Raw genomic sequence first — 13,877 nt, 5'->3', positions numbered from 1 at the left:
ATCGTTTGTTTTTATTGTTTTTCGTACACTTTCGCACCGCTATCATCAATCACCTTGACAACCTGATTGTATAACGGATTTCCGATGCTCAAATTATAACTAGAATTATCTTCTAGGTTTTCAAGGTAACTCTTGTTTTCACTTAAGACCGAAAACAAGACTCTAAATAAATTTACATTCGATTTTAACTCTGTATCGTATCCTTCATTTAAATGACCGTTCCATTTTATGGCTGCAATTGCTGAATATATTGAAGCAATTTTAGCTTCATCTTGAGTGCTAAACATTTCATTATAATTCTCAATTCCAACCCAACCACCATGATCTGCTAGAATAATAATGATGGCAGTGGGATCTTCTTTTTGAATATAAGAAACTGTTACTTTAAGCCATTCTGAAACTTCATCAATTTTTTCAAGATACTCTTTTCTTTCTGCAGCCACTCTATCGCTTGGAGCATAAAAATGTACGTGGTGCGGTAATAATTTTTCAACAAAAAAGAATTTTGGCTTATTTAAATCATCGACCTTCATCGCCTTTTTCAAATCTTCAAAAACCACTTTTTTCACCATATTCCCATTACAAAAACTAGGAATCTCAGACTGCTCTATATTATAATAATCATAACCTTCTTCTCCTTTATTTTGCTGAAAATACTCGTCTTGCACCACAAAGTAATTAGAATATCCATTCCTTTTAAATACGTTAGTTACCGGACTCTCTCCTACTATCATATCTCTTGCTCTCGGCACTTCAATAGTATTTATTAAACTCCCGCCAAAGTAGTGATGTTTCATCGCGAACATAGACGAATTGGAGGCCAAACTTGCTGGGTAATTACTTCTAAAGTTATCATACACTTTAAAACTATTTGTTTCCAGCCAATCATATAAATCTGTAGTGTGATTGTAAAGATCGCTTTTCATCATCTGAGGTCCTACATAACCGTCGGGTTGAATCAAATAGACATTAGGCGATTTTTTAAACGTTACGGTTCCAATATCTTCTGGAGCAGTTAGCCATTCTGCATTTTTAAATTGATCGTATAAATGCACTCCATTTTTTAAAATGGGCAAAATTGTCATCAACAATACTAGTACAATTAGTTTTTTATACTGTTGATGTAGTTTTAATGAAAGTAATATACTCACCACTAAAATTACAACAAGCGCTTTCTTTTTATAGGTAAGATAACTAGCATAAGACATTAACGTACAGACACACATTATAATCGTAACAAAAATAACATGAGTTTTATACTGCCGTAGTGTATTGCTTATTGTAAAAAGAAGTTGTAAAACTCCAAACACGAGGTAGGGAATTCCGAAGAAATAACCCAGAAAATAAAGCAGATGAGAAGCTGAGTTGATAGACGCAAAATTGTTTGAATAGTAAAACAAGAAGGGATACAACCCAATAAAAAAAGGGAGAACCCAATAACTATACTTAGAATTAAATAAGGCTGTTACAATTGATTTCAAATGAAGCTTAGATTTTATAGATGCAATTGAAAATAATTAAAATTATTCTCAATGTAAACTTACGCATTTACGATATATTCTTAAACAAATACAGTATTCGTTTCGTCCCAGAGATAATGCTCTTTTTTTCAAGACTAAAATATTTTTTATATCCAGCTTCAAAATTAACTTCATTATAAAAATCGAAATGGTTTATAAACTCCCGTTTTCTAACGAGTAATGATTCTACCCAAGAATCTTCTCTCGTAGGAAACTCGATAATTAACTGATTGGAAAATTTCGCAAAAAACGCTGCCGATTTCTCAAAAGGAACATTCCCCGATAACGTAATATGATGAATTAAAGCGAGTGCCATGGTAACATCTGGCTCAAACTCATGCAGTCTTTCAATCAATGAAGTTCTTTCTGTATTATTAAACCCTATTCCAGGAGCAGGTTGCAATACATCGCACACAAAAGGCAACATATTTGTTTCTTTATTTTTTCGTGATTGGAGGTAATTTAATCCTACAGCTTTGTTATCAATATCAGTTACTATCACTTGGGGTACTTGATCTAAAATAGCTCTAGCAAACGTACCGTCATTGCCACCTACATCAATTAGTTTTTGAGGCTTTAATGGTGAAATCCACTCTTTAATTAGTGCTTTCTTTGCTTCAAAAGCTGCAGCTTCATAATTGGTTTTTGTATAATAATTTCCCCATTCAGAATCTTCTTTTAGGGTCAAATTTTTAATGTAATCATACAAACTATCAATAATATTGTTTTGAGCTTTTAATGATAATTTTGCGACTTTCGTTTCAGCTTTATAATCTTCACTATGTTTACTCTCCATTTTTGCCAATAAATGGATATTGGTATACAATGTAGAACTCAACTTCGTTTTTGAAGGCAACATAGAAGCAATCAAAGAAACAGGAATCCCATCAATATGTGTTTGCAGCATTTTAAACACTTCTGTTCCGTGGTACTTCACTAACACCAATGGTCCGAAAAAATGCGTTATAAACTGCTTATACGCCCTCCAAGGAGTGTTTTCTTCATAAAAATCGAAAGATAAGGTATCGATAAAAATTGGTGCTCCTTTATGAAAAGTAACATTGTAAGCCGATGCGTCTTTCAGAATAAAACCTTTAGACAACGCAAACTTCTGAATCTTTAAAGTATGAAGTGCTGCATGTTTAAACTGATCAAAACTCCATTCGTAGGGATTCGTAATGAAAGGAATTTTCTCTGGAGTAATTATTATTTTTTCTTCGGAAGCCGACGTCTCTTCATGAGAAATTAAGAGTCCTTTAGAAATAAGGGTTTTAAAAAAGCCACTTTCTTTTAGTTTTGAATACTGCGGAAAATAGATTGGATGAATGACTCTTCGTAAGATGCCATTATCGTGAAAAATATAACCTGAAGGATCTCGAAAAGAGGCTTCATGTGTACTATTTGCTTTCTTTGTCATCTGCATCAGAATCTTCCTCTTCAATATCGATAGAATCGTAATTGTCTTCTTTTTCTTTCACCAAACCAAAAAACATTTTCACCTTATACATTACTCCTTTTGAAAAAAGTAATACTCCGGCGGCGGCGGCAACAACGGCTTGTACAATCATAGCGCCTAATCCTGGATCAAAATATAAAAAATTCATAACAAAGTCGTTTAAACAAGATTGCTAAGTATAAGCAACCGCGCACAAATTAACTAAAAAAGGAGCGTTTTAGTACGTTAAAACTAAATAATATTAATGCATTTACAATCCTATAAAACAAAACTAAAAAAACCACCTCTTAATTTTTAGAAAAAAGGCAAAAAAAATCCCGCAATTAGCGGGATTTTTAAATTGGTATATCAATACTTACAGTTTGTATCTTTTTCTATCAGTTTCCTTCAAGTAAATTTTACGAATACGTAAGTGATTAGGAGTTACTTCAACATACTCATCTTTTTGGATGTATTCTAAAGCTTCTTCCAAAGAGAATTTAATCGCTGGAATAATTTTCGCTTTATCATCTGCTCCAGACGAACGTACGTTACTCATCTTTTTCGTTTTCGTGATATTCACAGTCATATCATCCTGACGTGAATTTTCACCTACTACTTGTCCTTCGTAGATATCCTCATTCGGATTTACGAAGAAACGACCTCTATCTTGTAATTTATCGATAGAATAAGGAATTGCAGAACCATTCTCCATAGAAACTAAACTTCCGTTTTGTCTTTCAGGAATACCTCCTTTTAAAGGTTGGTACTCTAAAAATCTATGGGTCATAATTGCTTCACCAGCTGTAGCTGTTAACAATTGGTTACGCATCCCGATAATTCCACGAGAAGGAATGTGGAACTTACAAATCATACGCTCTCCTTTTCCTTCCATGCTCAACATTTCACCTTTTCTGATGGTTACCATGTTAATAGCAGTACCACTTACCGTTTCTGGCAAATCGATTGTCATTTCTTCAACTGGCTCACATTTAACACCATCAATTTCCTTGATGATTACTTGTGGCTGACCAATTTGAAGTTCGTATCCTTCACGACGCATTGTTTCAATTAAAACTGACAAGTGCAATACACCACGACCAAATACCATAAACTTATCGGCACTATCTGTAGGATGTAAACGCAATGCTAAGTTTTTCTCTAACTCACGTTCTAAACGATCTTTAATATGACGAGAGGTTACAAACTTTCCATCTTTTCCGAAGAAAGGAGAATCGTTAATTGTAAACAACATACTCATCGTAGGCTCATCAATTGCAATTGTTTTAAGAGCTTCAGGATTTTCAAGATCAGAAACAGTGTCTCCAATTTCAAAGCCTTCAATTCCTACCAACGCACAAATATCACCTGCTTGCACAGACTCCACTTTTCTACGTCCCAATCCTTCAAACGTATGTACCTCTTTAATTTTTGATTTTACAACAGTTCCATCACGTTTTACCAACGCAACTTGCATGTTTTCTTTCAACTCACCACGTTGTAAACGCCCAATAGCGATACGACCTGTAAATGAAGAGAAATCTAACGATGTAATTAACAACTGAGGGGTTCCTTCTTCAATTTTTGGCGATGGAATGTGCTCCAATACCATATCTAATAAAGGCTCAATATTTGTGGTTTCCTTTTTCCAATCATCACTCATCCAGTTGTTCTTTGCAGAACCATATACCGTAGGAAAATCTAATTGCCACTCTTCAGCACCTAATTCGAACATCAAATCGAATACAGATTCGTGCACCTCATCTGGAGTACAGTTTTCTTTATCTACTTTATTTACAACCACACAAGGCTTCAATCCTAAATCGATTGCCTTTTGCAATACGAAACGTGTTTGTGGCATTGGTCCTTCAAAAGCATCCACCAACAACAAAACACCATCTGCCATGTTCAATACACGCTCTACTTCACCACCAAAATCGGCGTGACCAGGAGTATCGATAATATTAATTTTAGTTCCTTTGTAAACTACAGATACATTTTTAGATGTAATTGTAATTCCTCTTTCGCGCTCTAAATCATTGTTGTCAAGAATAAGGTCACCTGTATGCTCGTTTTCACGAAACAAACTACAGTGATGCATAATCTTATCCACCAAGGTTGTCTTACCGTGGTCAACGTGGGCAATAATAGCGATGTTTTTGATATTCATAATGTAATTGTTTTTAAACGGAACTTGCTCATTGTCAATTTTTTAAACAGCATATCATCACCGTTTTTAGAGACCTTTTAGTTCGCGGGTGCAAAAGTAGTGTTATTTAATTGAATTCTAGAGTCTATTTTGTATTAAAATTTTGGGCGTTACCCTTTTACGCTCTTCGTGCCTCAAAACTTCAAAGGGTCAGGCTATTCGCTATATCTCTCCTTTACTCCCAACAAAGAGCAAAGGAGAGGATGCCGCTGCTATCCTTAACGCAGCTGCTAATCATCTGCTGTACATCATTAAAACCATGAAAACTGTTTGTTTTAACAGCTTATTTTTTATACATTTAACACACTATTAATCATGTAGAACGAATCTAGGCTTTTGCTTGCCCCTCAGCAATCCTTTTTAACACAAACACTCATGAAAACAACGCTACTCCTTATTACATCCTTGTTTTGTATATCAGCTTACGCTCAATTTGGGCCACAGCAAATAATAAGCTCTACAGATAAAGCTTACTACAGCATTCCTTTAGATATTGACAACGATGGATATATCGATGTTTTAAAAGCTACTTTAGATGATTATGAGTTGCTTTGGCATCGTAACTTAGATGGTACTGGAAATTTTGGACCAGAGATTTATATCGATATTACTTCTGCCTTTTATACATCTATACACTTTGTAGATCTAGATTCCGATGGCGATAATGATCTCTTATTTCAAGAAAATAATCCAAGAACCATTTCTTGGATTGAAAATCTTGACGGATCTGGCTCTTTTGGTCCAAGAACAGTAATTTTAGAGAATCAAGCCGATTTTATTTCTAGTGTGAGCGCTTCAGATATTGATAACGATCAAGATTTAGATTTAATCGTAACATATACCAATACTACTGTCGATAGGCTAGTATGGTATGAAAATCTGGATGGATTGGCCAATTTTGGCCCTGCAAATACAATCCTCGAAAATCAAATTGAAATATTCCCTCCTTTACTAGTAGACCTTGACAATGATGGGGATCTAGACATTTTAACCTCCAATGAAACGACTAGTAGTGCTGCTAAATTAGTTTGGCTTAAAAATTTAGGGAATGCTGTTTTTGATGATGAAACTGAATTATATCAATTCCAGTTTCTTTTATCAGATTGGACCAGTATTGTAAACATTCAATCTGTAGACATTAATACAGACCAAAAAAATGATATTGTAATTTCAACACATAATGACGACACAGGTACTTTTGATTATTGGCTTGAAAATATAGATCAACAAGGTAATTTTAGCTCAATTCAATCACTACCTGTATCTGGTAAATTTGTCGATATTGATGCAGATGGAGATAATGACATACTCACTGGCAATAATTTTACAAATAGGTTGTATTGGGTTGAAAATTCTGATGGACTTGGAACATATACAACCGAACGAACCATCACTACAGAAGTTGATTTCTTAAGATATTACGATACGGCAGATTTTAATGGAGACGGTCTTTTAGATGTTGTTTCTAGCTCAATAGGAGATAATAAAGTTGCTTGGTACGAAAACCTAGGAGTGGCTGGTATTTCTGAAAACCTAGAAAACACATTTGTACTATTTCCAAATCCTACGCAAACTAAAATCACGATACTTTCCAACACCGAAGTTGAGACAATCGAACTTTACACCAGTCTGGGGCAAAAAATAAACACCTATAGCCATACAGAAACGATAGACGTAAGTGCTTTTGCTTCGGGAATTTATACTGTCCATATTATAGGAATAGATGGTACTTCCGAAACTCAGAAAATCGTGAAGCAATAAGCAAAAATCATTCATAGCTATGAAGGTTTAGTTGTGCCTTCTTTTTAACTATCTTTACAGCCTTAAAACGTAGCTATGAAACTTGATTTAATTCCGAAGATAAAACATACAGATGCAAACAATTTCTTTCTACTTGCTGGCCCTTGTGCTATAGAAGGAGAAGATATGGCAATGCTTATTGCCGAAAAAATTGTAGCCATTACCAATCGTTTAAAAATTCCATTTATTTTTAAAGGAAGTTTTAAAAAGGCAAATCGAAGCCGTATTGATAGTTTCACCGGAATTGGTGACGAAAAAGCATTACAAATTCTAAAAAAAGTTTCCGACACCTTCGATGTTCCCACCGTTACCGACATTCACGAAGTAAGTGATGCTGCATTAGCCGCAAAATATGTAGATGTATTGCAAATACCTGCATTTTTAGTGCGTCAAACCGACTTAGTGGTAGCCGCCGCAAACACAGGAAAAGTGGTAAACCTTAAAAAAGGGCAATTTATGAGTCCTGAAAGCATGCAACACGCCGTTAAAAAGGTAACCGATTCTGGAAACACCCAAGTAGCCATAACCGATCGTGGAACCATGTTTGGCTACCAAGATATGATTGTCGATTTTCGCGGTATTCCTACCATGAAACAATATGCGCCAGTAATTTTAGACGTAACTCATAGTTTACAACAACCCAACCAAACAATTGGTGTAACTGGCGGGCGTCCAGAAATGATAAGCACCATTGCGCGTGCCGGAATTGCAACTGGAGCAGACGGAATTTTTATAGAAACGCATTTTGACCCTGCGAACGCAAAAAGTGATGGCGCCAATATGCTTGACCTTCATTTATTAGAAAAACTACTAACAGATTTAGTTGCCATCCGAACAACAATAAATCACTTATAGTATTTTTTATCTTTTACGGAATAGGCTTCTGTTAAAACCGCTATCAAAATAGTTTCATCTATTTCTGAAAGGGATTTGTAACGGAGTGATTTCATATGCTTTCTACCTTCTGAAACCAATGCTGAAGTGTGTTGTGTTAAGTGTGTCCCATGCCAAAAGCAAAGATCTACATAGCCTTTTGTAACATTCAAATAACAGAACGGCTGCTTTCCTTCAATATAATAAAATGGTATTCGATATTTATAAAGTAACTCCGCAGTAGGAACCACACTTTTAATCACAACTTGAAGATGCAGCAATACAGACCTATAGGGTTCTGACTGATTTAATATGTATTGTTCTGCAGGATTCACGAAAACTAAGATACTACAAATAAGAAACCCTATCGAAAAAAATCGATAGGGTTTCTTGGCTATTTCAAATAGTTAAGAACTTGGTTAGTTAGTTCATTTTTTTGTTTGGTGTCTTTTTACAACACCGCTTTAACTATTTGCTTTATTAACTCCCCAATTAATTAGCTATACAAAGATGTAACTTACTAAGAGACTCTACAAGAGGTGTATAACGGTATTATAAAAAGGGTTTTTCCTATAATATTCAACCCCAATTTTATAAAACGAAAAAGACCGCCCTTTTACAGAACGATCTTTTACATATTTGCTTTTATTAACTCCCCAATTAATTAAGCTATACAAAGATGAGGTTTATATACATCTCTGGAAAGAGGGATATAACGGATATTAAAAGGGGTTTTTCCCCTTTTAAATATGCACCCATTCATTATCAAAAAAATTAAAATAAAAAAAGGCCGTCTTTATGGAACGGCCTCTTACATGTTTGCTTTTATTAACTCCCCAATTAATTAAGCTATACAAAGATGAAATTTATAAAGAACCCTCACAAGAGGGATAAAACGGTATTATAAAAAGGGTTTTTCCTATTTACAACCCCAACCCATTTACAAACAACCATTTAAACTAAAAAAGGCCACTCAAAAAGAGTGGCCTCAACATATTCGCTTTTATTAACTCCCCAATTAATTAAGCTATGTAAAAATGCAATAAAGTGCTAATATAGTGCAACAGGGTTTTTCCTGTAATAAAAAAAGGGTTTTTCCTGTATTTGTAATTAAATCCCCACAGTTGCTGAAAAACAAATAACAAGTTCTATTAAATATTCCCTAAAATTTGAAAATTCAGTTTGAAAATTCAATGTTTCTTTTAACTTTGTAACTCAAAGTACTTTTTTATGAGTGATACAGATTATTTAAAAGACATCGGTGAAATTAAGAACCTCATGAATCGTTCTTCCCGTTTCATCTCTTTAAGTGGAATTTCAGGTGTATTTGCGGGTATATATGCCATTATTGGCGCATTAATTGGTTATTTCTTTTTATTTCCAGAGCAAGGGGAATACCTAACCTTACACAGTTGGAATTTTAAAATGTTACTCGTTTTACTTGCTTCCGTAGCAATGTTAAGTATAAGTACTGCTGCCCTAATCACCACACAGAAAGCCAAGAAAAATAACGAAAAAATTTGGGACCCTACAACACGTCGTTTGTTAATTAACTTTTTAATTCCCCTAGTCTCTGGAGGGATTTACATCTTAATCAAACTTAATAGTCAGCATTACGGATTAACTGCCTCCTTAATGTTATTGTTCTATGGATTGGCTTTAGTAAACGCTTCAAAATATACCGTAGGAAATATAAAGTACTTAGGGTATATTGAAATTGTACTCGGACTATTATGCGCCCTTTTTCCAGGCTATGGTTTTTGGTTCTGGGTGGTTGGTTTTGGTGTAACACACGTTATCTACGGAAGTATCATGTATCTTCAAGAGAAAAAAAAGTAACGTGGGAATTATAGACAACATAAACAAACTATTTGATCACCGCATTAGATTAGGCATTATGTCCATACTAATGGTAAACGATGACGCCGACTTTAATCGCCTAAAGGAATTGCTTGACCTTACCGATGGTAATTTGGCCAGTCACATTAAAGCCCTCGAAAATGCCGAATACATTTTAGTCGAAAAATCGTTTGTAGGCAGAAAACCAAATACCCGGTACAGTGCCACAAAACTTGGAAAAAATGAATTTAAAAAACATATAGAAGCGCTAGAGAAGTTATTGAAAAAGTAACCACTTAAAGCTTCAAAATAAAAGCAACTATTTTTTTATCAACTTACTTTGAAAAACAAAGTACTTTACAATTAATCACTAATAGCTCAATTATGGAACAGAAAAAAGGAAAATTTGGAAACTGGATTCGCAACTCAATCTCTGCAAGAATGATGATTGTTGGATTTTTATTACTTGTATTATTAATTCCCCTAGAATTTGTAAAAGACCTCGTAAGAGAACGATCGTACCGCCAAACAGAAGTGGTGCAAGAAATAAATAGCAAATGGGGAAATGAAGTATTGCTCTCTGGTCCTATTGTAAAAGTTCCGTACAAAACCTTCAAAGAGATTCGTACGTATAATGAAAAAGAAAAAACATACGAAACCACAAGCAAAGAGTCGATACTCTACGCATATTTCTTTCCCGATGCACTCGATATTGCTTCAGACGTAACCAGCAAACCTCTTAACAGGAGTATCTATGAGTCTGTGGTTTATTCCGCAACAATGAAAGTTACGGGTCAGTTTCCGAAGATAGACTTTTCGAAATCAGACATCGACCCTAAACATATTATGTGGGAAAAAGCGTCCATCATCATAAAAACATCCAATCTTAAGGGAATTCGCAATACTCCTCTAGTAACACTTGGCTCGCAAACCCTCGAAATGACGCCTCGTTACGACAAAAAATACCTCAACACCATTGAGAGTGGCTTTATAGAAACTCCAAATGAACTCGTTTCTAAAAAGGTATCATTTTCGTACGACTTAACCATTAATGGTAGCGAAAGTTTAAAATTTTTACCGATTGGAAAAGAAACGACAGCTAAAATGACCTCGAACTGGCACTCCCCTAGTTTTGATGGAAATTTTCTTCCAGACGACGAATCGAAAGAAATTTCTAAAGACGGCTTTCATGCATCCTGGAAAGTACTTCAAATTAACCGACAATTTGAGCAATCGTTCTTCGGAAGCTTACCCAATTTAGAAGATTTTGCCTTCGGAACATCCTTTATTGTTCCAGTGGACGAATATCAAAAAAGTGAACGCGCCACTAAGTACGGATTTATGGTTATTGGATTAACGCTCTTATTATTTTTATTAATCCAACTAGTAAGTAAAATTCACATTCACCCCTTTCAATACATCATGATTGGATTAGCATTGGTGATGTTTTACACCTTACTGATTTCAATTTCGGAACACAGCACATTTTTAAAAGCCTATGCAATCGCAGCATTTGCAGTACTCGCACTTATAACCCTTTACTCGCGAGCGATCTTAAAAGGATTTAAGTTTCCGGTACTCGTCTGCGGGTCGCTAGCCTCCTTATACGGGTTTATCTACGTTATTATTCAGTTAGAAAACTATGCGTTATTAGTAGGAAGTATTGGATTATTTACCATTCTAGCCATTGTAATGTTTGCTTCTCGAAAAATTGATTGGGGAACAGATTAAATTTTAAATTAAGAACCTTAAGTCGTTTAAATGCAAATGACTTAAGGTTTTATAGAACCCTAAGTATCTCATGAAAATTCATAAAAAACATTCATTATACACAATACTGTTACTTGCAGTAGAAATCACAATTGCAATCGTTCACTTTCATCCATTTATTCGAGGATTTGTAGGCGATGTATTGGTCATTATTTTGTTATACCATTTAGTATTGAGCTTTTTTTCAATTTCTTCGGAAAAACTTATAGTAGGGTTGCTGCTGTTTTCCTTCGGAATTGAATTGCTTCAGTTAGCAGGTATTTCTGAAGCTTTTGAGAATACTCCCACTGTAATCAAAGTCATAACAGGAACCACATTTGATCCTTGGGACATAGTCGCATACCTAACAGGAGGCTTCTTACTGTATGTGTTTCAGAAAAAAAGAAAAAAAAAATAGTGGCTAAAGGTATAGATTTTATTAATTTTCAAAAAAAAATGTAATTCCCCAAAACTTACATCTACATGCTACAATTAAAAACTATTGCGAGTACTTTATTTCTTTTAATCTCAATAACACTCAACGCTCAGCAACGAAACATGTCTGTTTTTGGAGAACCATCCATTGAAGACTTTGCTGTAAAAAAATATACAGAAGACCCTGAAGCTACTGCCATTATACTTTACGAACAAGGATATTATCATTTTGAACTTATTGAAGATCGTTATATTAGAATTGTAAAGGATGTATACCAAAAAATTAAGGTATTAGACGCTAAAAAATTTGATGGTGGTGAAATAGAAATTCATTTATTAACCAATAGTGCAAGTCAAGAAAAATTAATAAACCTTACCGCACTCACTAATAATGACGGGATAAAAACGTATGTAAAACAAGCTGAAATTTATACTCTAAAAGGAACTAACGGCTATCACACCAAACGTTTTGCATTTCCAAATATAAAAGATGGAAGTATTTTAGAGTATAAATACAGCGTTGAAAGTCCTTTTTTCTTTGATTTAAAAGGATGGATTTTCCAAAACAATTACCCGACAGTTTATAGTGAATTTACTACAAAAATTCCTGGCAACTTTAACTACAACAAAAGCCTTAGAGGTGAATACAAACTAGAAGTAAACGATGCTGATATAAAGAAGAAGTGTTTTCATATTGAAGGATATACTTCTGCCGATTGTGAAATTGCAACCTATGCCATGAAGCACATTCCAGCCTTTAAGCCTGAAATATACATGCTCGATGAAAGCAATCATCGTGCAGCAATAAATTACGAACTTCGAGATGCATTAGACTATAGCGGTTCTAAAAACTTTTATTCTAAAACGTGGAAAAATGTCGACACCGAATTTAAAAACGACAAGGATATGGGAAGGCAACTTTCTTATAAGGGATACTTCAAAAAAAACCTTCCTGAAAATGTTTTAGCGATTGCAGACCCCTTAGAAAGAGCTAAGGCAGTTTACGCCTTTATTCAAAATCACTTTACATGGAATGGAGCCTATCGAATTTTTTCGGAGATTCGTGTAAAAGACGCTTTTGAAGAAAAAACGGGAAATATCGCTGAAATTAACCTAGCACTCATCAATGCTTTAGAAGCTGCAGATTTAGACGCTAAAATAGTACTTTCATCCACACGTGAAAATGGAATTCCAACAATGAGCTATCCTGTGCTTACAGATTTTAATTATGTAATGGCACACTTAACAATAGGACAAAACAAATACATTTTAGATGCGACAAATAAATTTACTCCTTTTGAAGTAGTTCCCTATAGAGCTTTAAATGTAAAAGGACGCGTCATGGATTTCAAAAAAGGAAGTTATTGGCAAGATATAGAACCATACGCTAAAAACATAAAATATACCAACACACGACTTACCATAAATGAAGACGGAGAATTAAAAGGTAAATTGAGCGATTTATATTCTGGATACATCGCAGTAAACGAACGAGAAAAACTAGACAAATCGAACAACGAGAGTTATTTTAAAAACAAGGAAGATGAAAATGTTGAAATTGAAAATTTTACCATTTCAAACAAAAATGATCTTACCCAATCTTTAAAAACAGGATATGATATCACAATCACTCCTGACGTTGTAGGTGATAAGATTTATGTATTTCCTTTCTTAAAAAGCAACTTGTACCTCGACGAAAATCCATTTAAAGAAGACACTCGAAAATACCCAATAGACATAGGCTATCCTTTTGCAAATACCTACTTAGTTTCTATCGATTTAAATGATCAATATGAGGTTGTAGAATTGCCAAAAAGCAGAGTTTATAAAATACCTCAAAATGGTGGTGAATGTAGCATAGCATACCAAACAGATGATAAAAAAATTAGTGTACGCCTATCTACTAAACTTAATTTGTATCGTTATAGCCCTGAGAGTTATTCTATTCTGAAAGATTTTCTTACAAATGTTATGACGGTTCAAAGCAAAGAACCAATTGTGCTAAAGAAAAAATAAC

The 13,877-nt window shown here is 34.5% G+C and carries 12 protein-coding genes; 7 read left to right on the top strand and 5 right to left on the bottom strand.

The features are described from left to right. Positions 1-11: 11 nt before the first annotated feature. From BLQ00_RS15160 to typA, 4 genes are all read right to left on the bottom strand, one after another. Positions 12-1,208, bottom strand: a complete 1,197-nt coding sequence (locus BLQ00_RS15160) for an alkaline phosphatase family protein (RefSeq protein ID WP_093145168.1) — start codon at positions 1,206-1,208, stop codon at positions 12-14. Between the two features lie 340 nt (positions 1,209-1,548). Then, positions 1,549-2,937, bottom strand: a complete 1,389-nt coding sequence (locus BLQ00_RS15155) for a nodulation protein NoeA (protein WP_093145167.1) — start codon at positions 2,935-2,937, stop codon at positions 1,549-1,551. Then, on the bottom strand, positions 2,918-3,124 hold the full coding sequence (locus tag BLQ00_RS15150; protein ID WP_093145166.1) for a hypothetical protein: 207 nt from the start codon (positions 3,122-3,124) through the stop codon (positions 2,918-2,920). Before BLQ00_RS15150 ends, BLQ00_RS15155 begins: the two co-directional genes overlap by 20 nt. Positions 3,125-3,331: 207 nt before the next feature. After that, positions 3,332-5,125: a translational GTPase TypA gene (gene typA / locus BLQ00_RS15145; protein ID WP_093145165.1), complete on the bottom strand. Its 1,794-nt coding sequence runs from the start codon at positions 5,123-5,125 to the stop codon at positions 3,332-3,334. 414 nt (positions 5,126-5,539) lie between these two features. Between typA and BLQ00_RS15140 the strand changes: the two genes are divergently transcribed. Together BLQ00_RS15140 and kdsA are read left to right on the top strand one after the other, a co-directional pair. After that, the gene (locus BLQ00_RS15140; RefSeq protein WP_093145164.1) at positions 5,540-6,925 is read left to right on the top strand and encodes a T9SS type A sorting domain-containing protein; all 1,386 of its coding nucleotides are present in this window, start codon (positions 5,540-5,542) and stop codon (positions 6,923-6,925) included. A gap of 75 nt (positions 6,926-7,000) precedes the next feature. Further along, a complete protein-coding gene (gene kdsA, locus BLQ00_RS15135; RefSeq protein ID WP_093145163.1) occupies positions 7,001-7,819 on the top strand; it encodes a 3-deoxy-8-phosphooctulonate synthase in 819 nt (272 codons plus the stop codon). On the opposite strand, the gene BLQ00_RS15130 is transcribed toward kdsA, so the two are convergent. Beyond that, on the bottom strand, positions 7,810-8,172 hold the full coding sequence (locus BLQ00_RS15130) for a DUF1801 domain-containing protein (RefSeq protein WP_093145162.1): 363 nt from the start codon (positions 8,170-8,172) through the stop codon (positions 7,810-7,812). The two genes, kdsA and BLQ00_RS15130, sit on opposite strands and share 10 nt — an antisense overlap. 895 nt (positions 8,173-9,067) lie before the next feature. Between BLQ00_RS15130 and BLQ00_RS15125 the strand changes: the two genes are divergently transcribed. From BLQ00_RS15125 to BLQ00_RS15105, 5 genes are all read left to right on the top strand, one after another. Beyond that, complete coding sequence (locus BLQ00_RS15125) at positions 9,068-9,676, top strand: hypothetical protein (RefSeq protein WP_093145161.1); 609 nt, start codon at positions 9,068-9,070, stop codon at positions 9,674-9,676. Position 9,677: 1 nt separating this feature from the next. Then, positions 9,678-9,968, top strand: coding sequence for a winged helix-turn-helix domain-containing protein (locus BLQ00_RS15120; RefSeq protein ID WP_093145160.1), 291 nt, complete (start codon positions 9,678-9,680; stop codon positions 9,966-9,968). A gap of 92 nt (positions 9,969-10,060) precedes the next feature. Beyond that, on the top strand, positions 10,061-11,407 hold the full coding sequence (creD, locus tag BLQ00_RS15115) for a cell envelope integrity protein CreD (RefSeq protein WP_093145159.1): 1,347 nt from the start codon (positions 10,061-10,063) through the stop codon (positions 11,405-11,407). Positions 11,408-11,477: 70 nt separating this feature from the next. After that, positions 11,478-11,843, top strand: a complete 366-nt coding sequence (locus BLQ00_RS15110) for a ribosomal maturation YjgA family protein (protein WP_093145158.1) — start codon at positions 11,478-11,480, stop codon at positions 11,841-11,843. A gap of 65 nt (positions 11,844-11,908) precedes the next feature. Further along, complete coding sequence (locus BLQ00_RS15105) at positions 11,909-13,876, top strand: DUF3857 domain-containing protein (protein ID WP_093145157.1); 1,968 nt, start codon at positions 11,909-11,911, stop codon at positions 13,874-13,876. Position 13,877 lies beyond the last annotated feature (1 nt).

Source organism: Ulvibacter litoralis (assembly GCF_900102055.1).
GTDB classification, from domain to species: Bacteria; Bacteroidota; Bacteroidia; order Flavobacteriales; family Flavobacteriaceae; genus Ulvibacter; species Ulvibacter litoralis.
Note: the sequence above shows the minus strand (reverse complement) of the source record. Positions and strands in the feature narration are given on the sequence as shown.

Coding starts and splice junctions, on each gene's coding strand:
- BLQ00_RS15160 (WP_093145168.1), bottom strand. CDS start 1,208: ATGTCTTATGCTAGTTATCTTACCTATAAAAAGAAAGCGCTTGTTGTA.
- BLQ00_RS15155 (WP_093145167.1), bottom strand. CDS start 2,937: ATGACAAAGAAAGCAAATAGTACACATGAAGCCTCTTTTCGAGATCCT.
- BLQ00_RS15150 (WP_093145166.1), bottom strand. CDS start 3,124: ATGAATTTTTTATATTTTGATCCAGGATTAGGCGCTATGATTGTACAA.
- typA (WP_093145165.1), bottom strand. CDS start 5,125: ATGAATATCAAAAACATCGCTATTATTGCCCACGTTGACCACGGTAAG.
- BLQ00_RS15140 (WP_093145164.1), top strand. CDS start 5,540: ATGAAAACAACGCTACTCCTTATTACATCCTTGTTTTGTATATCAGCT.
- kdsA (WP_093145163.1), top strand. CDS start 7,001: ATGAAACTTGATTTAATTCCGAAGATAAAACATACAGATGCAAACAAT.
- BLQ00_RS15125 (WP_093145161.1), top strand. CDS start 9,068: ATGAGTGATACAGATTATTTAAAAGACATCGGTGAAATTAAGAACCTC.
- creD (WP_093145159.1), top strand. CDS start 10,061: ATGGAACAGAAAAAAGGAAAATTTGGAAACTGGATTCGCAACTCAATC.
- BLQ00_RS15110 (WP_093145158.1), top strand. CDS start 11,478: ATGAAAATTCATAAAAAACATTCATTATACACAATACTGTTACTTGCA.
- BLQ00_RS15105 (WP_093145157.1), top strand. CDS start 11,909: ATGCTACAATTAAAAACTATTGCGAGTACTTTATTTCTTTTAATCTCA.